This is a genomic window from Microcella sp., assembly GCF_019739195.1.
In the GTDB taxonomy this organism is placed as follows: Bacteria; Actinomycetota; Actinomycetes; order Actinomycetales; family Microbacteriaceae; genus Microcella.
Genome location: NZ_JAHHDS010000003.1, coordinates 1,233,589 through 1,254,626 on the forward strand (window position 1 = coordinate 1,233,589; position 21,038 = coordinate 1,254,626).

General features: G+C 66.4%; 17 protein-coding genes. 3 read left to right on the plus strand and 14 right to left on the minus strand.

The genetic code is table 11. From position 1 onward, the window contains the following. The 11 genes from KL788_RS07815 to rpoB all read right to left on the minus strand — a co-directional run bounded on the left by KL788_RS07815 (position 1) and on the right by rpoB (position 16,785). On the minus strand, positions 1-828 hold the full coding sequence (locus KL788_RS07815) for a prepilin peptidase (RefSeq protein ID WP_293170102.1): 828 nt from the start codon (positions 826-828) through the stop codon (positions 1-3). Between the two features lie 10 nt (positions 829-838). Next, positions 839-2,464 carry a hypothetical protein gene (locus tag KL788_RS07820; RefSeq protein WP_293170104.1) on the minus strand — a complete coding sequence of 542 codons (1,626 nt, stop codon included), beginning with the start codon at positions 2,462-2,464 and terminating at the stop codon, positions 839-841. After that, positions 2,455-3,036: a prepilin-type N-terminal cleavage/methylation domain-containing protein gene (locus KL788_RS07825; RefSeq protein WP_293170106.1), complete on the minus strand. Its 582-nt coding sequence runs from the start codon at positions 3,034-3,036 to the stop codon at positions 2,455-2,457. Before KL788_RS07825 ends, KL788_RS07820 begins: the two co-directional genes overlap by 10 nt. Then, on the minus strand, positions 3,033-3,488 hold the full coding sequence (locus KL788_RS07830) for a type IV pilus modification PilV family protein (protein WP_293170108.1): 456 nt from the start codon (positions 3,486-3,488) through the stop codon (positions 3,033-3,035). The genes KL788_RS07825 and KL788_RS07830 overlap by 4 nt, the downstream gene beginning before the upstream one ends. Positions 3,489-3,623: 135 nt before the next feature. Beyond that, positions 3,624-4,022: a type IV pilin protein gene (locus KL788_RS07835; protein ID WP_293170110.1), complete on the minus strand. Its 399-nt coding sequence runs from the start codon at positions 4,020-4,022 to the stop codon at positions 3,624-3,626. A gap of 139 nt (positions 4,023-4,161) precedes the next feature. Beyond that, a complete protein-coding gene (locus tag KL788_RS07840) occupies positions 4,162-5,391 on the minus strand; it encodes a type II secretion system F family protein (protein WP_293170112.1) in 1,230 nt (409 codons plus the stop codon). Beyond that, positions 5,391-6,917, minus strand: coding sequence for a type IV pilus twitching motility protein PilT (locus KL788_RS07845; RefSeq protein WP_293170114.1), 1,527 nt, complete (start codon positions 6,915-6,917; stop codon positions 5,391-5,393). Before KL788_RS07845 ends, KL788_RS07840 begins: the two co-directional genes overlap by 1 nt. Positions 6,918-6,962: 45 nt before the next feature. Continuing rightward, a complete protein-coding gene (locus KL788_RS07850; protein WP_293170116.1) occupies positions 6,963-8,627 on the minus strand; it encodes a GspE/PulE family protein in 1,665 nt (554 codons plus the stop codon). 200 nt (positions 8,628-8,827) lie between these two features. Beyond that, positions 8,828-9,277 (minus strand): type II secretion system protein, encoded by a 450-nt coding sequence (locus KL788_RS07855; RefSeq protein ID WP_293170118.1) that lies wholly within the window; start codon positions 9,275-9,277, stop codon positions 8,828-8,830. Positions 9,278-9,392: 115 nt separating this feature from the next. Further along, on the minus strand, positions 9,393-13,241 hold the full coding sequence (gene rpoC / locus KL788_RS07860; protein WP_293170120.1) for a DNA-directed RNA polymerase subunit beta': 3,849 nt from the start codon (positions 13,239-13,241) through the stop codon (positions 9,393-9,395). A gap of 52 nt (positions 13,242-13,293) precedes the next feature. Beyond that, complete coding sequence (gene rpoB / locus KL788_RS07865) at positions 13,294-16,785, minus strand: DNA-directed RNA polymerase subunit beta (protein ID WP_293170122.1); 3,492 nt, start codon at positions 16,783-16,785, stop codon at positions 13,294-13,296. Positions 16,786-17,107: 322 nt separating this feature from the next. Between rpoB and KL788_RS07870 the strand changes: the two genes are divergently transcribed. After that, the gene (locus KL788_RS07870; protein ID WP_293170124.1) at positions 17,108-17,971 is read left to right on the plus strand and encodes a spermidine synthase; all 864 of its coding nucleotides are present in this window, start codon (positions 17,108-17,110) and stop codon (positions 17,969-17,971) included. Here the strand turns inward: KL788_RS07870 and KL788_RS07875 are convergent. Beyond that, a complete protein-coding gene (locus KL788_RS07875; RefSeq protein WP_293170126.1) occupies positions 17,946-18,338 on the minus strand; it encodes a group I truncated hemoglobin in 393 nt (130 codons plus the stop codon). The two genes, KL788_RS07870 and KL788_RS07875, sit on opposite strands and share 26 nt — an antisense overlap. Positions 18,339-18,451: 113 nt before the next feature. On the opposite strand from KL788_RS07875, the gene KL788_RS07880 reads away from it, so the two are divergent. Next, on the plus strand, positions 18,452-19,597 hold the full coding sequence (locus KL788_RS07880) for a PQQ-dependent sugar dehydrogenase (protein WP_293170128.1): 1,146 nt from the start codon (positions 18,452-18,454) through the stop codon (positions 19,595-19,597). 43 nt (positions 19,598-19,640) lie between these two features. Beyond that, the gene (locus KL788_RS07885; protein WP_293170130.1) at positions 19,641-20,123 is read left to right on the plus strand and encodes a SprT-like domain-containing protein; all 483 of its coding nucleotides are present in this window, start codon (positions 19,641-19,643) and stop codon (positions 20,121-20,123) included. Position 20,124: 1 nt separating this feature from the next. On the opposite strand, the gene KL788_RS07890 is transcribed toward KL788_RS07885, so the two are convergent. Together KL788_RS07890 and KL788_RS07895 are read right to left on the minus strand one after the other, a co-directional pair. Then, a complete protein-coding gene (locus KL788_RS07890) occupies positions 20,125-20,427 on the minus strand; it encodes a DUF427 domain-containing protein (RefSeq protein ID WP_293170132.1) in 303 nt (100 codons plus the stop codon). Positions 20,428-20,470: 43 nt separating this feature from the next. After that, positions 20,471-21,034: a hypothetical protein gene (locus KL788_RS07895; RefSeq protein ID WP_293170134.1), complete on the minus strand. Its 564-nt coding sequence runs from the start codon at positions 21,032-21,034 to the stop codon at positions 20,471-20,473. Positions 21,035-21,038: the final 4 nt, after the last annotated feature.

Consider the following 21,038-nt stretch of genomic DNA (forward strand, 5'->3'; position numbering starts at 1 on the left):
TTACTCCAGGCCGAACAGCGCGAGGTATCCCCGCGCGATCGGCTCACCCAGCAGAATTCCTACCCAGGCTCCTCCCAGCATCCACGGCCCGAAGGGTATTCCTGTGCTGCGACTCGCCCGCCGTGCCACGATGAGCGCGACCCCTACCAGCGCTCCGAGCAGAAAAGCTGCGAGCGTGCCGACGACGAGCGCCGACCACCCGAACCATCCGAGCACGAGGCCGATGACGCCAGCGAGCTTGACATCGCCCATGCCCATGCCTCGAGGCGAGATGAGCGCGAGCAGCAGATAGCCCCCGAAGAGGATGCCCGCGCCGGCGGCTGCGCGCGCGGCGCCCTCGAGATCGCCCGTCGCAATCGCGGCCGCACCCAGCAAAGCGGCGAACACCGCGTACGAGGGAAGCACGATGACGTTCGGTAAGCGGTGGGTGTCGAGATCGATGGCCGCCAGCGCGATCGAGATCGCGGCGAAGTAGAGCAGGGCGAGCATGACCACAGCACCGGAGGCCGTCAACGCCGTCGAGGGCGCGGCGAGCAGGGTCGGAAGCTGCCACGCCGCGATTCCCGCGAACGCGAGAGCCGTGACCAGTTCGACGAGCGCGTAGCGCCCCGAGAACGGGGCCGCGCAATCGCGGCAGCGCCCGCGCAGCACGACCCACGACACGATCGGGATGTTGTCATAGGGCCGCACGCGTGCGGAGCATGACGGGCATGCGCTCGGCGGGTGCACGACCGAGATCCCGGCCGGCACCCGGTAGATGACGACATTCAGGAACGACCCGATGGCGGCACCGAGCACGCCGGCGATCGCCGGCACGATGATGGTCACGGCGACCCGGTCAGGCCGGAACGTCGATGTCGGTGTACTCGATCAGCGCGCCAGGCGCGCCAGCCGTCGGCGTGCCGCCAGCGGCACCCCCGCCGCCGGGCCCGCCTGCGCCATTGCCCAAATCGAAGCCAGGAATACCGATGGGTACGTAGGTCAGTTCACTATTGTTCGAAAAGGTGACGCGACCGCCGTAGTACTGTCCGCGCCAGGTGAGCTGATTGCTGTTCTGAATGGTGCACGGGCTGTAGATGAGAATGGCGATGGAGTCTTGCACAACGTTGCGGTTGTTGATGTCGAAGCGGCCGCAGCCTGTCGTTGTCGGAACTCCGTTCCCGACGGTATCGGGCGTGATGAATCGCAGTGCCCGGTCGAGGTTGCCTTGCGAGAATACGGAGAAGTTCTCAAGGTTCACGTTGTGCGGAACGATGAACGTCAAGTCTGTGCGCATCGTGAGGTCGAGCTTGGCGCTCGACGAGAAGATCACGGTGCCGCAGCTGCGCATGTCGATGACCGTCGGGGTCGTGTAGTTGCTGAAAGCAACGACGCGACTGTCGCTCGCGGTTCGGTTGTCGATGGTGCACGGTCCGGTGTAGTTCACCACGTTCCACCCACGGCCCTGCCAGTCGCTGGCGACATAGTTGACGTCGACCCACACTGGCGGCGTCGGAGCGACGACATCGGCACGGTTGTAGAACACAGGGTCGGCACCGGTGTTGCGGGCGACCGAGCAGGCATCGCCCGCGGCATCCCAGCCGGTCGCGCCGGTCGAGCAGCGCTGGCCCCAGCTGTCGATCTCGCCGCGGGCGTATACGCCGCCATTGATCGTCGTGCTGGGGTCGATGGTCGTGGTTCCCGGACCTGCCGCGATGACATCACCGCCGATGGTCTTGTTGCCCTGAAGCGTGACAGTGCCTGAAGCCCAGACATTGCCTCCAGCTCCGCACGTATTGTTGAGCGAGATGTTGCCGTTCGCCGCGACGATGTCACCCTCGACATAGACGCTGTTGCTGCACACGATGTTGCCCTCGGCCACAATAACGTTCGCCTGGTTGCCGTTGAACGACAACAACTCGAGGCTGTTCGAGAGCCCAGGAACGCCGTAGCTGAAGACGGCGGCACCGGTCACAGCGGCAGAGTTGGCCCCCGGAGTCCATTCGTAGACAGCCTGAACAGCAGAGGCGTCGCCGGCTGACGCCGATTCGGCAACGCCCAGGTCCGCAGCGAAGCCGGTCGACTGAATGCGAATCTGCGTGGTGGCTTCTGCCGGGCAACCCGGAGTCCAACTCGCCGACGTGCTGATGCGTTGTGCGACCGTGGCGACGAAGAACAGCTCGTCGGCAGCGGGGCCGGCCAGGCTCGGGTCGACAGAGCCCTGCGTCGCGGTGAGCTCACCGGTCGCCGGGCAAGCATCGGCGAAGAGCTGAGCGAGCATCGCGTCAACGCCGGCCTCGGCCGCGGCGTTCGACTGCACTCCCGCTCGGGTGAGCGAGGTGTAGCTGAGGGCCTGCACGGTGGCACCGGTGACGGTCATCGTGATCATCGAGGTCACGGCCAGCAGGCCGATGACGGCGATCATGGCGTTGCCGCGATCGTCAGAGCGCGTTCCAGAGCGGCGGAGAGGCGATGTCAGAAGCATTGCGGACTCACATTCGATTGCGGTGCACGACCGGTAGTGGTCGTGATGAAAAGCGAACTAGTGCCGGAACCCCCGTCGACCGAGAAGCTGACGGAGAGTCCACGGGTGCCGGCGAGCGCGAAGACGGGCACCGGAGCACCCGCGCCGTCGTCAAGAGGCGTGATCCCCGCACTGACCTGAATCCATTCGGTGCCGACGGCCCCAGGGTTCGGTGCCGTCACCGCCGTCGAACTCGACAGTTCGAAGACTGCGCCCACTTCGTCATCGTAGAACCACGCCTGGCAGCGCGCAGTACCGCCCGCTGTCGTACGGGCCGTCGCGAAAGTGGAGACACCATCGGCCGCGGTCGTGACCGAGACGGCCGTCGAGTTGCGCACGGTCTCTTCGACGATGTTGACGACGAGCTGGCCGTCGGTCGTCGAGCCCGTCACCTCGCGCACCGTGCGGTCGGCCGTGATCGCGCTGATGATGACGCTGCCGACGATCGTGATGATGATGCCGAAGAGGCCCATGGCGACGAGCAGCTCGATGAGCGAGAACCCCGCGTCGTTTCGGCGCAGCCGGGGCGTCATGGCGTGCTCACCAGCAGAATCTGAGTGCGGGCATCCGCCAACAGCGAGTCGTCGGCGTCGTCGACGGCGACGACCGTAACGGTCATCGCGCTGCCGTCAACGCACGTGCCGACCGGCGGAACAGTCGTGGTGACGCGAATGGTGACGCCCTGGGCGTCGACCTCTTCGGTGACGGCGTTGAGTAGCTGGGCGGCGGCGCAATCGGCCGCGCCGCGCGAGCGAGCTGCATCGACAGCCTGCGAGACCAGGCGTGTCGCGGTCGCGGCGCTCGAGTTGAGCTCGGATGCGCGCAGCGCCGAGACGATCACGGGGATGAAGGCGATCGCGAGCAGTGAGATGAGGAACATGGAGATGATGATCTCGATGAGGCCGATGCCGGCGTCTGTCGAGGTGTCGGAGAGGCGCGAAGCGCGCGCGTCATCACGGCGAGAGCGGTTGCGCTCCATCGTCATGATCCCCCCGATCGTGTGATGCGAAATTTGCTTGTTAACTTGTCGGCTTGGTCTCACAACTCAAAGCCAAGGACAACAGGTGGGGGCGCCGAGAGGGCGACCCCACCTGTCGTCAGAGAGTGCTGTTCTCCAGGCCTAGCCTGCCGGGCACTCGCCCGCGGCGGGCCCATCAGTGCCGCTGTCGACGCTGAAGACCACATCGCCGTTGTCGCTGGTCCGCTCGAGGCAGAACTCACGACCGGCCGTGGCGACCGTGACGGTCGCGGGCATGCCGAGAGCGGCGAGAGCGGCCGCGTCAGCGTCGCCTTCGGGGTTCTCGACGAGCGAGCTCACGTAGGCGACCTTCGCGGTGGCGAGGTCGGAGATGGCAGCCGAGTCCTGTGCCTGGCCCTGCTGGCCCAGGAAGACCGGAACGGCGATCGCGGCAAGGATGCCGATGATGATGACGACAACGAGCAGCTCGATCAGGGTGAAGCCCTTGTCGTTCTTCTCGATGCGGTCGAGACGGTTCTCGAGTGCAGTGCGAATGGACATGTGTCCGTTTCCTTTCCCATCAAGTGAAGGTTGATAGGTGGGCCCCCCACGGAACATGAAACCGGCCCCCCACGAGTAAGTGTGCATTGGTGGTTCACGCGGCGGCATCCCCAGTGCGGGGGGCACCTCGGCGTGGCGACTAGATCTGGTTGAAGATGTCGAAAATCGGCAGGTAGAGCGCCACGATCATGCCGCCGAGAATGACGCCCAGGAAGGCGATCATGAGCGGCTCGATGAGCGAGGTGAGTGCTTCGGTGGTGCTCTGCACTTCGCTGTCGTAGAAGTCGGAGATCTTCTCGAGCATGGTCTCGAGGGCACCAGAGTCTTCACCGACGGCGATCATCTGCGTGACCATGCTCGGAAAGATCGGTTGCAGCGCGAGCGGCGCAGCGATCGTGCGGCCCTGCCTCACCGAGTCTTGCACCGACTGCACGGCCTGCTCGATCTGCCAGTTGCCCGAGGTCGAGCCGATGATCGAGAGCGCCTGCAGAATCGGAACACCTGAGCCGATCATGGTGCCGAAGTTGCGGGTGAATCGCGCAATGGCGATTTTCTTGAAGAGATCGCCGAAGACCGGCATCTTGAGCAGCATGGGCTCCCAGACCGACCGGAACTTCGGGGTCTGCCGGTTCGCGCGCCACCAGATGGCGCCGACGATCGAGCCGACGACAACGAGTGGCCCGAGCCAGATCATGTTCTGCGAGATGCTCACGAGAATCTTCGTCGGCAGCGGCAGCTCTCCCCCGAGGTCGTTGAAGAGGTCGTCGAACACCGGCACGATGAAGAGGATCATGCCGACCACGGCGAGCAGCGCCATGATGAGCACGACCACGGGGTAGGTGAGCGCCGACTTGATCGTCGCCTTGAGTTCGACCTCTTTCTCGTAGTTCTTGGCGACCGACTCGAGCGAGGTCTCGAGAAAACCGCCGACCTCGCCGGCACGCACGAGGTTGACGAAGATCGGCGGGAAGATGCGCGGATGCTTGGCGAGCCCGTCAGAGAATGTGCTGCCCTCTTCGACCGCGCCCCGCACCTCGTCGAGCGTCGAGGCGAGTTTCGGGTTCTCTGACTGATCGGCGAGAATCGTGAGCGACTTGAGCAGTGGCAGGCCGGCGCCGATCATCGTCGCGAGCTGGCGGCTCATGACGGCGAGATCCTTGATCGTCACCTTCTTGTCGAACAGACCGCCCATCGAGATGTCGCGATTGAGTCCGGTTCCGCCGGTGACCTGCTGAATCGAAACGGGCGCGATGCCCATCGTGCGCAGTCGCGAGACGACCGAGGCCTCGCCCGCAGCATCAACCCGGCCCTTCACGAGCTTGCCGCTGGAATCGCGGCCGGTGTAGGCGTAGGTGAGAGCGCTGGCCACTAGCGGTGTCCTCCGAATCCATCGGCGAACGGAGCGCTCGCGGCGCCGTCGCCTCCTGCGCCCGTGCGGTGCACGAGGCGGTTGAAGTTCTCAGGGTCTTGCATCTTCGACTGCGCGGCCTCGTGGGTCACCATGTGGCTGTTGACGAGGTCGGCGAGGTGCTGGTCCATTGTGTGCATGCCCGATTCGCGACCCGCCTGCAGCGCCGAAGTGATCTGGTAGGTCTTGCCCTCGCGAATGAGGTTGGCGATGGCACCCGTGGTCATCATGATCTCGGTGGCGATGATGCGACCCTGGCCCGTCGCCCTCGGCAGCAGTGTCTGACAGACGACGCCCTGCAGCGTGAGTGCCAGCTGCGACCTCACCTGGCTCTGCTGGTGCGGTGGGAAGACGTCGATGATGCGGTCGATGGTCTGCGCGGCCGACTGCGTGTGCAGGGTCGCGAACACGAGGTGGCCGGTCTCTGCCGCGGTGAGTGCCGTCGAGACGGTCTCGAGGTCGCGCAGCTCGCCGATGAGAATGACATCGGGGTCTTGCCGCAGCACACGCTTGAGCGCGTCGGCGAACGAGTGAGTATCGCTGCCGACCTCGCGCTGATTGACGAGCGCGCGCTGATTTTGGTGCACGAACTCGATCGGGTCTTCGATCGTGACGATGTGGTCGGCGCGCGACTTGTTGACGAGGTCGATGAGGGCGGCGAGCGTCGTCGACTTGCCCGACCCCGTCGGGCCCGTGACGAGCACGAGGCCGCGCGGCAGCGTGGCGAATTTCGAGACGACCCCGGGCACTCCTAGCTGCTTGAGCGACTTGATCTCAGTGGGGATCAGACGGAAGGCGCCGGCCATGGCGTCGCGGTCTTTGTAGTAGTTGACGCGGAAGCGCTCGGCGCCGCGCGGGCTGATGGCGAAGTCGAGCTCCCACTCGTGGCTGAAGGCCTCGCGCTGCCGATCGTTCATGACGCTCTCGAGAATCTGGGTGACGTCATCGCGGGTCCAGACGCCCGCGTTGGTGACGGGCTTGAGCTCACCGTCGAGTCGCACCATGGGCGGTGCGCCCCCCGCGACGTGCAGATCAGATGCACCGCGCGCGATCACGTCGTCGAGGGCCTCGAGCAGCAGAGGGTGGATGCCCGCGAGCACGGTGCCGGAGGCCACCTGCGGGGGCGCGGCTGAGATGACGGCTCCAGCGGGAGGCGGAGCATCCACGATCGCGGCGTTCGACGTCGGTGCGGGAGCCGCGAGACCGACCGGGGGCGCGGAGACTGGCGCGGGCAAACTCGCGACGGCCGCCGGAGCGGGAGCCGCGACGGGCTGCCCGACGGGCGGCGGAGGTGCGAGGTGCGGAGCACCGACCGCGAGCTCGGGCAACGGCGAGAACTCGGAAGGCACGACCGGAGTACCAGCGGGCGGAGCAGCGGTTGCCGAGCCGACTGGTGCGCTCACGTCGGCCGTCACCGACCAGACCCGTCGGCCCTGCGAGGCTGGAGCCACATTCGGCTCGGCGCTGAAGCCCGTGGTGTCGGTCATGATGTCTCCCTCGTGAGTGCGAGATGCAAGGACGGGTGCAGATCGTCACGCGACGACGCGCAGAACCTCTTCGATCGAGGTGAGCCCGGCACGAACCTTCGCCCACCCGTCTTGCCGCAGCGTGAGCATGCCCTGGGCTGTGGCGGTGTGCATGATCTCGACGCTCGATGCACGAGCCACGGCGAGCCGCTCGATCTCTTCGGTCACCATCATCACCTCGTGCAGTGCAAGCCGGCCGCGGTAGCCGGTGCCCGAGCAGGCAGAGCACCCGACCGCGTGGTAGAGCCGGGGGCTGAACTCGTCTTCTCGGCGCCCGAACCCCAGGTTGTCGAGGTGCTCGACCTCGTACTCCTGCAACTGCTTGCAGCGGTCGCAGAGCTTGCGGGCAAGTCGCTGGGCGACGACGCAGTCGAGCGCCGAACCGACGAGGAAGGGCTCGATGTCCATCTCGATGAGACGCGTGATGGCGCTCGGCGCGTCGTTGGTGTGCAGTGTCGAGAGCACGAGGTGGCCGGTGAGCGACGCTTCGATGGCGATCTGCGCCGTCTCTTGGTCGCGGATCTCACCGATGAGCACGACGTCGGGGTCGGAGCGGAGGATGCTACGCAGCGCACTCGCGAAGGTGAGGCCCGCCTTAGGGTTCACCTGCACCTGGTTGATGCCCTCCATGCGGTATTCGACCGGGTCTTCGACCGTGATGACGTTGATCTCGGGTCGAGCGACCGCGTGCAGCGTCGTGTAGAGCGTGGTCGACTTTCCCGAACCCGTCGGCCCGGTGACAAGAATCATGCCGTACGGCTTCGAATACGAGTTGCGGTAGACCGTCAGATTGCGCTCGAGCATGCCGAGGTCGCCGATGTCTTTGCGCGTCGCGTTGTTGTCGAGAATACGCATGACGACTTTCTCGCCCCAGACCGTGGGCAGCGTCGCGACACGCAGGTCGATCACCTGCCCGCCGTGCTGCACCGACATGCGGCCGTCTTGCGGTCGACGCCGCTCGGCGATGTTGATGTCGCTCATGATCTTCAGACGCGAGATGACGCCGTTCTGAATGTTCTTGGGAGCCTTCTGCACGTCGTGCAGCACGCCGTCGATGCGGTATCGCACGCGCATCTCGAACTCACCGGGCTCGATGTGGATGTCAGAGGCGAGGTCTTGGATCGCCTGACCGATGATGAGGTTCACGAACCGCACGATCGGCGCGTCGTCGGGATCGGCATCACGTAGCGCGACCTCATCGGTCGTCGACGGCGCCGACTCTTCTTCGATCGCGGTGGTCAGGTCGCTGAGCTCGTTGTCGGCGCGGTGGAAGCGGTTGATCGCGGCCAGCAGGTCGCTTTTCTCGGCGACGACCGCGACCACGTGCATCCGGGCGATCGCACGAACGTCGTCCATGGCGAGCACGTCGCCCGGCTCGACCATGGCGAGGGTGATGGTCGTGGCGGTGGCGTGGATGGGCAGCACGTTGTGACGCCGGCACAGTTGCGCGGGCACGAGAGCGACCGCGGCGCGATCGACGGGGTACTCGGCGAGTTCGACGAAAGAAAGCCCGGCGACCTCGGCTTTGGCCGATGCGACCTGTGATGGCGTGACGAGTCCGCGCTCGATGAAGTCGCCGACGACGACGTCGTCGCCCTCGTCACGAACCTTGTCGAGTGTCTCAATAGGCAGCAGCCCACGGATGATGAGCACTTCACTGACGGAAACCACGGCAAACCCTCCCCCCTGGATGCAGACGCCCCCACGGGGTCGCTTGCACGGACTGCCTGACCGCAAAGGTATGACACGCCGTACTGGCGACAATAGTCCCGCATTCGGGGGTAGTCCACACCAGTCACATTGTTAACATCAACCACAGCGCCCCGGCCGGGTCTGCATGTCATTCGTACCGGCGTGCGCTCGGGTTCGGTCTAGGGAAGCACAATGGCGCCGCCCGCGCCGCACGAGGCGCCCCGTGTGGGCACGACTGTCTGCGTGCTGGCCCACGGTTCGCCGACGAGCGCATGCCGACCGCCCAGGCAGAACTCCGTGCCGGTCGCAGTCACGTCGAGGGAGATCTCCGGATCTCCGTGAGAGGCGAGGATCGCTGCCCGCTCTGCGCCCTCGGGCAGTGCTCCCCGCTCGACGAGCGCCAAGGCGAACTCGAGCCGTGTGGTCGCCATGGCCGCCTGGAGCGCGCTGGTGCGGGCCTGCTCGAGCGTGGAAAGGAACACCGGAACGGCGATCGCCGCCAGGATGCCGATGATGAGCGTCACGACGATGAGCTCGACGAGGGTGAAGCCCTGGTCGAGCCTCTCGCGTATCAGCTCGCGGCCCCGTGCGATCGCGCGAGCGCGGGTCTCTGCCGCAGTCTGGTTCATGAGGTCTATTCAACCTCACACTCGCCGACGTAGGTGCCCCCCCGAACGAGTGCGCCCGCGGAACCGAGGTTCCGCGGGCGCACTCAGGCTCGAGAGCCTCTCGGTGTGAGTACCGCTAGTTGTACGTGCCCGGAGTGACGTCGTCGCTCGAGAACGAGTCGAAGTCGACGAACGACAGGTCGGCCTCGGTGAAGCTCGAGTCGTCGGCGAAGATGCGGTTGGGGTACCGCTCGGCCTTCGCCTCCTCCGTCGCCTCGACCGACACGTTGCGGTAGTTCGGCAGACCGGTGCCGGCCGGGATCAGCTTTCCGATGATCACGTTCTCCTTCAGGCCGAGCAGCGGGTCGCGCTTGCCCTGCATGGCGGCTTCAGTGAGCACACGGGTCGTCTCCTGGAACGACGCCGCCGAGAGCCACGACTCGGTCGCGAGCGAGGCCTTGGTGATGCCCATGACCTCTTGACGCGCCGAGGCGGTCTTCTTGCCCTCGGAGAGCGCGGCACGGTTCAGCGTGTTGTACTTCGAGCGGTCGACGAGCTCGCCCGGCAGCAGGTCGGTCTCGCCGTGGTCGACGACGGTGACCTTGCGCAGCATCTGCCGCACGATGACCTCGATGTGCTTGTCGTGAATCGGCACACCCTGCGAGCGGTAGACGCCCTGCACACCCTCGACGAGGTGCTGCTGCACGGCGCGCACGCCCTTGACCCGCAGAACCTCTTTCGGGTCGACCGGACCCTCGAAGATCTGCTGACCCAGCTCGACGTGCTGACCGTCTTCGACGAGCAGGTTCGAGCGGCGCGAGACGGCGTAGGCCACCTCGTCGTCACCGTTGTCGGGCGTGAGCACGATCTTGAGCTGAGCACCGGAGTCGTCGATCGAGATGCGACCGGCGCTCTCGGCGATGGGGCTCGCGCTCTTCGGGGTACGAGCCTCGAAGAGCTCAGTCACGCGGGGCAGACCCTGCGTGATGTCGTCAGCCGAGGCCGAGCCGCCCGTGTGGAAGGTGCGCATGGTGAGCTGCGTGCCGGGCTCGCCGATCGACTGGGCCGCGATGATGCCGACGGCCTCGCCCAGGTCGACTCGCGTGCCAGTGGCCAGCGAGCGGCCGTAGCAGGCGGCGCAGACGCCGACCGCCGACTCGCACGTGAGCACCGAGCGCACCTTGATCTCGCTGACGCCCGCCTCGACCAACTGGTCGATGAGCACGTCGCCGACATCGGCGCCAGCCTGCGCGACGACCTCGCCAGCAGCGCTGACCGCGTCGGCCGCGAGCGTGCGCGCGAACACCAGGTTCTCGACGTTGTCGTCGCGAACCCATCCGCCGTCGACCTCGTGAGCGATCGGGAAGTCGAGGCCCTTGCCGGTGCCGCAGTCGTCTTCACGAATGATGACGTCTTGCGCCACGTCGACCAGACGACGGGTGAGGTAGCCCGAGTCGGCGGTGCGCAGTGCGGTGTCGGCGAGACCCTTGCGGGCACCGTGGGTGGCGATGAAGTACTCGGCCACCGACAGGCCCTCGCGGTACGAGTTGATAATCGGTCGAGCGATGATCTCACCGCGCGGGTTCGACACCAGGCCGCGCATACCGGCGATGTTGCCGACCTGCAGCCAGTTGCCTCGGGCGCCCGAGGTCACCATGCGGTTGATCGTGTTGTCGACCGGGAAGTTCGCCCGCATCTCGTCGTTGACCGCCTTGGTGCCTTCGGTCCACAACTCGACGAGCTCGCGACGACGCTCGTCATCGGTCGTGAGGCCCTTGTCGAACTGGGCCTGGATCTTCGCGGCCTTCTTCTCGTACTCCGCGACGATCTGCTTCTTCTTCGGCGGGGTGACGACGTCGCTCAGCGCCACGGTGACACCCGAGCGGGTGGCCCAGTAGAAGCCGGCGTCTTTCACCTTGTCGAGCGTCGCAGCAACGATCGTCTTCGGGTACCGCTCGGCCAGATCGTTGACGATCTGCGAGATAGTGCCCTTGTCGGCCACGTCGTCGACGAACGGGTAGTCCGCCGGCAGCAGCTCGTTGAAGAGCGCGCGGCCCAGCGTGGTCTCGCGCAGTTCGCGACCGTCAGCGAACTTCTCGCCGAGCAGACGGATGCGCGCGGGCGCGTTGAGGTGCAGCGAACCCTGATCCATGGCCATGATCGCCTCGGAGACCGACGAGAACGCCCGGCCCTCGCCCGCAGCGCCTTCGCGCACGGTCGTGAGGTGGTGCAGACCGATGATCATGTCTTGCGTGGGAACCGTCACCGGGCGGCCGTCAGACGGCTTGAGGATGTTGTTCGACGCGAGCATGAGGATGCGGGCTTCGGCCTGAGCCTCGACCGAGAGCGGAAGGTGCACGGCCATCTGGTCGCCGTCGAAGTCGGCGTTGAACGCCGCGCAGACGAGCGGGTGCAGCTGGATGGCCTTGCCCTCGACGAGTTGCGGCTCGAACGCCTGGATGCCGAGACGGTGCAGGGTCGGGGCACGGTTCAGCAGAACGGGGCGCTCGCGGATGATCTCCTCGAGCACGTCCCACACCTGCGGCCGCGACCGCTCGACCATGCGCTTGGCGCTCTTGATGTTCTGAGCGTGGCCCAGGTCGATGAGGCGCTTGATGACGAACGGCTTGAAGAGCTCGAGCGCCATGAGCTTGGGCAGACCGCACTGGTGCAGCTTGAGCTGCGGGCCGACCACGATGACCGAGCGGCCCGAGTAGTCGACGCGCTTGCCGAGCAGGTTCTGGCGGAACCGGCCCTGCTTGCCCTTGAGCATGTCGCTGAGTGACTTGAGCGCGCGGTTGCCCGTGCCCGTCACGGGGCGACCGCGGCGACCGTTGTCGAACAGTGCGTCAACGGCCTCTTGCAGCATGCGCTTCTCGTTGTTCACGATGATCTCGGGAGCCCCGAGGTCGAGCAGGCGACGCAGGCGGTTGTTGCGGTTGATCACGCGACGGTAGAGGTCGTTCAGGTCGGAGGTCGCGAAGCGGCCACCGTCGAGCTGCACCATCGGGCGCAGCTCCGGCGGAATCACCGGCACGACATCCAGCACCATCGCCGCAGGCGAGTTGCCCGTCTGCAGGAACGAGTTGACGACCTTCAGTCGCTTGATCGCGCGGATCTTCTTCTGGCCCTTGCCGCCAGCGATCTGCTCGTGCAGCAGCTCGCTCTCGGCGGCGAGGTCGAAGGCCTCGAGGCGCTTCTTGATCGCCTCGGCACCCATGTGCGCCTCGAAGTAGAGCCCGTAGCGGTCTTGCAGCTCTTGGAAGACGCCGTCTTCCGGCTTGAGGTCGCCGACCTTGAGGGTGCGGAAGTCTTCCCACACGCGCTCGAGCTGCCCGATCTGCTCGTCGAACGACTTGCGCAGCTGGGCCATCTCTTTCTCGCCGGCGTCCTTGACCTTGCGCTTCTGGTCAGCCTTGGCGCCTTCGGCCTCGAGCTCGGCGAGCTCGGTCTCAAGCTTCTGCATGCGGGCGGCGATGCCGCTGTCGCGCTGGCCTTCGAGGGTCTTGATCTCGAGACGCATCTCGTTCTCGAGACCGGGCAGGTCGGCGTGACGGCCGTCTTCGTCGACCGAGATGACCATGTACGCGGCGAAGTAGATGACCTTCTCGAGGTCTTTCGGCGCCATGTCGAGCAGGTAGCCGAGGCGGCTGGGCACACCCTTGAAGTACCAGATGTGCGTCACCGGAGCGGCGAGCTCGATGTGGCCCATGCGCTCACGGCGCACCGACGACTTCGTGACCTCGACGCCGCAGCGCTCGCAGACGATGCCCTTGAAGCGCACCCGCTTGTACTTGCCGCACGAGCACTCCCAGTCGCGGGAGGGCCCAAAGATCTGCTCACCGAAGAGGCCGTCCTTCTCCGGCTTCAGCGTGCGGTAGTTGATGGTCTCAGGCTTCTTGACCTCGCCGTGCGACCACTTGCGGATGTCGTCCGCCGTTGCCAGACCGATCTGGAGGTAGTCGAAAGTTGTTGCGTCGAGCACTAGTTCTTCTCTTCTCTAACGTCTCGTCAGTGTCTCGTGAATACCGGCCGGCTCAGATCTCGTCGATCGACGAGGACTCGAAGCGGGTGGAGATGTTGATGCCCAGTTCTTCGGCAGCGCGGAAGACCTCGTCATCGGTGTCTTTCAGGCTGACGGGCGTGCCGTCGGCCGAGAGCACCTCGACGTTCAGGCAGAGCGACTGCATCTCTTTGATGAGCACCTTGAAGCTCTCGGGAATACCGGGCTCCTGGATGTTCTCGCCCTTGACGATCGCCTCGTACACCTTGACGCGGCCAAGAATGTCGTCGGACTTGATCGTCAGCAGCTCTTGCAGCGCGTAGGCCGCACCGTACGCCTCGAGGGCCCACACCTCCATCTCGCCGAACCGCTGGCCGCCGAACTGGGCCTTACCGCCCAGGGGCTGCTGCGTGATCATCGAGTAGGGGCCCGTCGAGCGCGCGTGGATCTTGTCGTCGACGAGGTGGTGGAGCTTGAGGATGTACATGTAGCCGACCGAGATCGGGTCGGGGAACGGCTCGCCCGAGCGGCCGTCGAACAGGCGCGCCTTTCCGCTCGAGTCGATCATGCGCACGCCGTCGCGGTTAGGCAGGGTCGAGTCGAGCAGACCGGCGATCTCGTCTTCACGAGCACCATCGAACACCGGCGTGGCGATCTTGGTGCCGGGTGCCGCCTCGCGAGCGTTCGCCGGAATACCCTCGGCCCACGCCGGGTTGCCCTCGATCTTCCAGCCGCGCGATGCCGCCCAGCCCATGTGGATCTCGAGCACCTGGCCGAAGTTCATGCGACCGGGAACGCCCAGCGGGTTGAGCACGATGTCGACAGGCGTGCCGTCTTCGAGGAAGGGCATGTCTTCGACGGGCAGGATCTTCGAGATAACGCCCTTGTTGCCGTGGCGGCCGGCGAGCTTGTCGCCCTCGGAGATCTTGCGCTTCTGGGCGATGTAGACGACCACGCGCTGGTTGACGCCCGAGCCGAGCTCGTCGTCACCGTCTTGCGCGTCGAACACCTTGACGCCGATGATCGTGCCCTGCTCGCCGTGGGGAACCTTGAGCGAGGTGTCGCGCACCTCTCGCGACTTCTCGTTGAAGATCGCGCGCAGCAGACGCTCTTCGGCGCTGAGCTCGGTCTCGCCCTTCGGCGTGACCTTGCCGACGAGGATGTCGCCGGGGCGAACCTCGGCACCGATGCGGATGATGCCGCGCTCGTCGAGATCGGCGAGCAGCTCGGGACTGACGTTCGGCAGATCGCGGGTGATCTCTTCTTTTCCGAGCTTCGTGTCGCGAGCATCCACTTCATATTCCTCGATGTGGATCGACGACATCGTGTCGTCTTTCACGAGGTTCTGGCTCAGGATGATCGCGTCTTCGAAGTTGTGGCCCTCCCACGACATGAACGCGACGAGCAGGTTCTTGCCGAGCGCGAGCTCACCGTTCTCGGTCGCGGGGCCATCGGCGATGACCTCGCCGACCTCGATGCGGTCACCCGCACTAACGACGACGCGGTGGTTGTAGTTCGTGCCCTGGTTCGAGCGGTCGAACTTGCGCAGAACGTAGTCTTGCGTTCCGCCCTCGTCGAGCTGCACGGTGACCGAGTCGGCCGAGACCGAAGCGACGACGCCAGCAGCCGTCGCGGTGATGACGTCGCCAGCATCGACGGCCGCATAGCTCTCCATGCCGGTGCCGACGAGCGGCGACTCGGAACGGAGCAGCGGCACGGCCTGACGCTGCATGTTGGCGCCCATGAGCGCGCGGTTGGCATCGTCGTGCTCGAGGAACGGGATGAGCGACGTCGCGACCGAGACCATCTGACGCGGCGAGACATCCATGTAGTCGACCTGCTCGGCAGGAACGAGCTCGACCTCGCCACCCTTGCGACGCACGAGCACGCGATCGTCGGCGAACGAGCCGTCATTGTTGAGCGGCGCACCGGCCTGCGCGACGACGTGGTCGTCTTCTTCGCTGGCGGTGAGGTAGTCGATCGTCGAGCTGACCTTGCCCTTGGCGACGCGGCGGTACGGCGTCTCGATGAAGCCGAACGAGTTGATGCGCGCGAACGACGCGAGCGAGCCGATGAGACCGATGTTCGGGCCTTCCGGCGTCTCGATCGGGCACATGCGGCCGTAGTGGCTGGGGTGCACGTCGCGCACCTCGACGCCCGCCCTTTCACGGGAGAGGCCGCCCGGGCCGAGGGCGCTCAGACGGCGCTTGTGGGTGAGGCCCGCGAGCGGGTTGTTCTGGTCCATGAACTGGCTCAGCTGCGAGGTGCCGAAGAACTCTTTGATCGCGGCGACGACGGGTCGTACGTTGATCAGGGTCTGCGGCGTGATCGCCTCGATGTCTTGCGTCGTCATGCGCTCGCGCACCACGCGCTCCATGCGGCTGAGGCCGGTGCGCACCTGGTTCTGGATGAGCTCGCCGACGGCGCGGATGCGACGGTTGCCGAAGTGGTCGATGTCGTCGACATCGAGACGCAGGTCGACCGGCTTGCCCGCGCGAACGCCGGGCATGGTCGTCTTGTTCTCGTGCAGCGACACCATGTAGCGGATGGTCGCGACGATGTCGTCGACGCTCAGCACCGAGTCGCTCAGCGGCGCGTCGAGACCGAGCTTGCGGTTGAGCTTGTAGCGGCCCACCTTCGCCAGGTCGTAACGCTTGGGGTTGAAGTAGAAGTTGTCGAGCAGCGCACGCGCGGCCTCGGCGGCAACCTGCTCGCCCGGGCGCAGCTTGCGGTAGATGTCTTTGAGCGCGTCTTCTTTGGTGAGGATCGGGTCTTTGTCGAGCGTCTGCTCGATCGAGTCGACCCCGGCGAACTTCTCGCGGATCTCTTCGGTGGTCAGGCCGAGGGCCTTGAGGAACACCGTGACCGACTGCTTGCGCTTGCGGTCGATGCGCACGCCGACCTGGTCGCGCTTGTCGATCTCGAACTCGAGCCAGGCACCGCGGCTGGGGATGATGCGGGCGGTGTAGACATCTTTGTCGGTCGTCTTCTCGAGCTGACGCTCGAAGTAGACACCGGGCGAGCGCACGAGCTGCGACACGACGACGCGCTCGGTGCCGTTGATGATGAAGGTGCCCTTCTCGGTCATGAGCGGGAAGTCGCCCATGAAGACCGTCTGGGTCTTGATCTCGCCCGTCATGTGGTTCATGAACTCGGCCTCGACGTAGAGCGGCGCGGCGTAGGTCTTGCCGCGCTCTTTGCACTCGTCGATCGAGTACTTCTGCTCTTCGAGGTAGGGGTTCGTGAACGAGAGCTGCATGGTCTCGCCGAGGTCTTCGATCGGCGAGATCTCTTCGAAGATCTCGTCGAGGCCGCTCCGCGACGGCACGTCGGTGCGGCCGGCGGCCTGCGCCTCTTCGAGTCGCGCCTTCCATCCGTCGCCGCCGACGAGCCAGTTGAAGCTCTCGGTCTGCAGCGCCAGAAGGTCGGGCACAGTCAGCGTGTCGCTGATCTTGGCGAACGACACGCGCGATGCGGTGCGGCCGTTCTTGAGGGACTGGGTCTTAGCGGTGCGAGCAGCAGCCAAGGAACTAACCTCCGTGGGCGTCGAGGCCCGGATTCTGTCGATCGTCGACAGGTGAGTGCGGTCGAGTGAACGCGCCGAAACCCGTGGGGATTCTTCTCATGGAGGAATCCACCCCGCCGCTATACTCGGGGCACGATCGACGTCCGCTATTTGACGGCCGATCAGACATGGGAGCGCAAACCTCAATACTAGGCGCGCTCGCCGTGCTGTGTCCAGTCAGATTCTTGACCAATTCGGATCGCTGCGCTATAACCGCCCAGCTTGGCCTCTGAACGCCTCGCGCGTTGCCGGCACGGGCGCTCGATATGGCACGCTGTCGAGCATGACGGGTGCCGTGCAGTTGCGACTCGCGAACGGCATGTCGGCCGTCATCGAGCCCGACCGGTGGGCCGACGGCAGCTACACGCTCATCGTCGACGGCACGCCCCAGTCGCACGTCGACCTCGATGACCCCTCGCGCCTGTTCTTCGAGTACGTGCAGCGCATCGGACACGTGATCGACGAGTGGGGCGAGCCCGGGCAGCCGCTCACGGCATTGCACCTCGGCGGCGGCGCGCTCACTCTGCCGCGCTACGTACACGCCACCCGGCCGGGCTCGCGCCAGCAGGTGCTCGAGCTCGACGAGCAACTCGTGACGTTCGTGCGCGAGCACCTGCCGCTGCCCCGCCAGTCGGGCATCCGGGTTCGCTACGGGGATGCTCGCGCTCTGCTCGCGCGCCTGCCCGCCGCCCTGCACGGCGCTGTCGACCTCATCGTGGTCGATGTGTTCGCCGGCGCCCGTATTCCGGCCCACGTCACGAGCGTCGAGTTCTATCGAGAGCTCGCGGTATTTCTCGCGCCCGACGGCATCATCGCCGTGAATATTGCCGACGGGCCGGGGCTCGCGTTCGCCCGCGGTCAGGCGGCGACGCTGCAGCTCGTTCTGCCCGATGTTGCCGCTCTCGCCGAAACGGGAGTTCTGAAGGGGCGCCGCTTCGGCAACGTCGTGTTGATCGGTTCTGCCTCGCAGCTGCCGCTCGAGTGGATGCCCCGCCTCATGGCGCGGGGACCTCACCCGGCCACGGTCACCGCAGGCGCCGACCTGACGCGCTGGATCGCAGGCGCATCCGTCGTCAGCGATCAGACCGCCGTGCCCTCGCCCTCACCGTCACTCGGACTGTTCACGACTCAGAAGCGGGGCGACTGACCTCGCCGACCGCGTTCGGGTCGACGATCACGGGCCGCAGCCGGTCGAGCAGGTCGAGCATCGCTCGTGCGGCCTCGGGCGCGATGCCGGCGGCATCGAGTGCTTCGCGCGCCAGCTGCAAGAAGCGCTCCATGTGCGCATCGGTGAGCCGGAAGGGCCGGTGTGCATCGCGCATGCTCTGCCCGAGGTATTGCTCGGGCCCCCCGAGCACCGCCGCGAGGTAGCTGACGCGGTGTCGCTGCAGCGCCTCGTGGTCGACGCCGTCGAAGAGCGGGCCGAGCAGATCATCGGCCGCAAGACGATCGGCGAGGTCGTCGACGACGGCCCTGATGGTGGGTTCGCCCCCCAACGCGTCGTAGATGCTCACGGCCGACCTTTCCTCAGATTGTCCCTGACTGTACAGAGTAGACCTGTCAATGTTCACCGGGCGCACAGGGGCCGCTCCCAGAATGGGGGTCACCGTCCGTCTGGGGAGGACTCATGGGTCGACCGTTGAATCGCTCGCTCGCCCTCGTCGTGGCGGCCGCGCTCACCGTGAGCGGCTGCGTGGCGACCGAGGGGTCGCGCACCCCCACGGGAGTCGGAACATCTGAACCGCGCCCACCCCTCAGCGAGCCCACCGAGCCCCCCGCGCCGCTCGGCACGGTATCGCCCACCGGCGAGCTCGAGGTGCTCGTGACCGGGCTGCGCACGCCGTGGTCGATCGCGCCGCTGCCCACGGGCTCGACGCTCATGAGCGAACGTGACACTGGCCGCGTGCTCGAACTCCTGCCCGATGGCGCCGTGCGCGTGGTCGGCAGCGTGCCTGGAGTCGTGCCCGGCGGCGAGGGCGGGCTGCTGGGCATCGCCGCGCGCGACACCGAAACTCCGTACCTCTACGCCTACCTCACCGCTGCGAACGACAACCGCATCGTGCGCATGCCGCTCACCGGTGCACCCGGAACGTACGGCCTCGGCGGTGTCGAGGTGCTGCTCGCGGGCATCCCGAAAGCGCGAACGCACAATGGCGGTCGACTCGCGTTCGGTCCTGACGGGATGCTCTACGCGACCACGGGCGATGCGCAGCAGACTGAGCGCGCGCAAGATCGCAGCTCGCTCGCGGGCAAGATTCTGCGGCTCTCGCCCGACGGTGCCGTGCCCGCCGACAATCCTTTCGCCGACTCGCACGTCTATTCGCTCGGGCATCGCAACCCCCAGGGCCTCGTGTTCGACCGCACCGGGCAGCTGTGGGCGGCCGAGTTCGGTCAGAACACGTGGGATGAGCTGAACCGAATCGAGCCGGGCGCGAACTACGGCTGGCCCGTGGTTGAGGGCATCGGCGGCCGCTCGGGATTCACCGACCCGGTGCAGCAGTGGGCGACGAGCGAGGCGAGCCCCAGCGGGCTCGGCATCGTGGGCGACACACTGTTCTTGGCGGCGCTGCGCGGGCAGCGGCTGTGGGCAATCGACATCGATACCCCCGGCTCGAGCACGGCATTCTTCGTGCGCGAGCTCGGTCGCATTCGCGACGCCGTCGGGGTGGACGACGACCGACTGCTCATCGTGACGAGCAACACCGACGCCAACGGCCGCCCGGGCGCCGACGACGACCGGCTCATCGCTGTATCGCTCACGCCGCGCGGGTGAGCGGTCGCGTCCATTGTCGGTGGCACCGCCTACCATCGTGGGCGTGAGCGAGCTGAACCGGGTGCGGCACTGGGCTGAAGCCCTCATCGCGCTGCACCTCGACGAGTCGTGGAGCTTCGCTTTCGACCGCGCCACGCGCCGAGCGGGGTTGTGCGACTTCGGGCGCAAGCGCATCTCGGTCTCGCGTCACTTGGCCGAGCGGTTCGACGACGACGCCATTCACCAGACGCTGCTGCACGAAGTCGCGCACGCACTCGCCGGGCCGGGCACGGGGCACGGGGCCGAATGGCGGCGCATCGCGCGCGATCTCGGCTACGTCGGCGGCACAACGCACGACGGCCCGATCGCTGACGACCGGGCGCGCTGGCGCGGCTCGTGCCCGAGAGGTCACGAGTTCGTGCGGTTTCGCCGCCCGAGAACAGATGTTTCATGCGGTCGATGCTCGCGCGGGTTCAGCCGCGCACACATCATCACGTGGCGCGATCAGGCTGGTCTTCTGCCTGGCGTTCGCACCGCGCGCGGGTGAGTCACTCGCTGACGGTGACTTCTTTCCAGAACGCAACGTAGTTCGAGAAGTCTTTGCCGACGCGCTCGATGCCGCTCGCGTAGGGGGTCGGGTAGCTCCAGGCGCGGTCTTGCAGCGCCTGGCCGTCGACCGTGACGGTGAAGTACTGGCACTCGCCCTTCCAGGGGCAGGTGTAGGGCGTCGGGCTCTGCGAGAGAAAGCCCTCGACGATGCTCGACGGCGGAAAGTACCAGTTGCCCTCAATCTTGATGAGGTCGTCTTCTGCGGCCTCGGCGATGACGGTGCCGTTGACGTGAGCCTTCATGGGTCCTCCTGCGGTCGAGACGGTCGATGTGCTGTGCACAACCTCAGGCTGGCAGGTCGAATTCCCGCAGCACCACGAGTTCGGTCGATTCCCAGCGCGCCCGGGCCGCCGCCACCGCCTCGGGTCCGTCGCTGAGAGCGAGTATCCGCCCTCCGACCGACGCGCTGAGCATGTGGGCGACGGCGCCGCGCAGGCCCTGGTACCCCGCCGCCGCGACGGCGGCCTCGGGGCTCGTGGCATCGATGCCGACCGCGCCGAGCGCGTCGATCACGGCACCCGCGAGCAAGTGGTCTTCGACGGGGATGCCCTCCGGAGCCTCCACGGGCGCCCCCGCCGCGACGACCGCGACCATCGTGCGCTCGCCGCGTGCAGCCTGAAGCGCGAGCAGGCGCTGGGCGATCGACGCCGCAGCACCGCACCGAGCATCGATGATCTCGAGGTGCGGTGGAAGGGCATCCGTCGGCACGGGTTCGGTCGCGAGACCATCGCACCAGACGAGCAGGTGGGCGCTGGCGCCGATGCGGCGAGCGCCGTCGAGACCGACGTCGAACCGCACCTGGTAGCGGTGCTGGGCGTCGGGGCTGTCGTCGTCGTGCGGGCCGGTCACAGGT

Coding starts and splice junctions, on each gene's coding strand:
- KL788_RS07820 (WP_293170104.1), bottom strand. CDS start 2,464: ATGCTTCTGACATCGCCTCTCCGCCGCTCTGGAACGCGCTCTGACGAT.
- KL788_RS07825 (WP_293170106.1), bottom strand. CDS start 3,036: ATGACGCCCCGGCTGCGCCGAAACGACGCGGGGTTCTCGCTCATCGAG.
- KL788_RS07830 (WP_293170108.1), bottom strand. CDS start 3,488: ATGACGATGGAGCGCAACCGCTCTCGCCGTGATGACGCGCGCGCTTCG.
- KL788_RS07835 (WP_293170110.1), bottom strand. CDS start 4,022: ATGTCCATTCGCACTGCACTCGAGAACCGTCTCGACCGCATCGAGAAG.
- KL788_RS07845 (WP_293170114.1), bottom strand. CDS start 6,917: ATGACCGACACCACGGGCTTCAGCGCCGAGCCGAATGTGGCTCCAGCC.
- KL788_RS07855 (WP_293170118.1), bottom strand. CDS start 9,277: ATGAACCAGACTGCGGCAGAGACCCGCGCTCGCGCGATCGCACGGGGC.
- KL788_RS07870 (WP_293170124.1), top strand. CDS start 17,108: ATGACGGGTGCCGTGCAGTTGCGACTCGCGAACGGCATGTCGGCCGTC.
- KL788_RS07880 (WP_293170128.1), top strand. CDS start 18,452: ATGGGTCGACCGTTGAATCGCTCGCTCGCCCTCGTCGTGGCGGCCGCG.
- KL788_RS07890 (WP_293170132.1), bottom strand. CDS start 20,427: ATGAAGGCTCACGTCAACGGCACCGTCATCGCCGAGGCCGCAGAAGAC.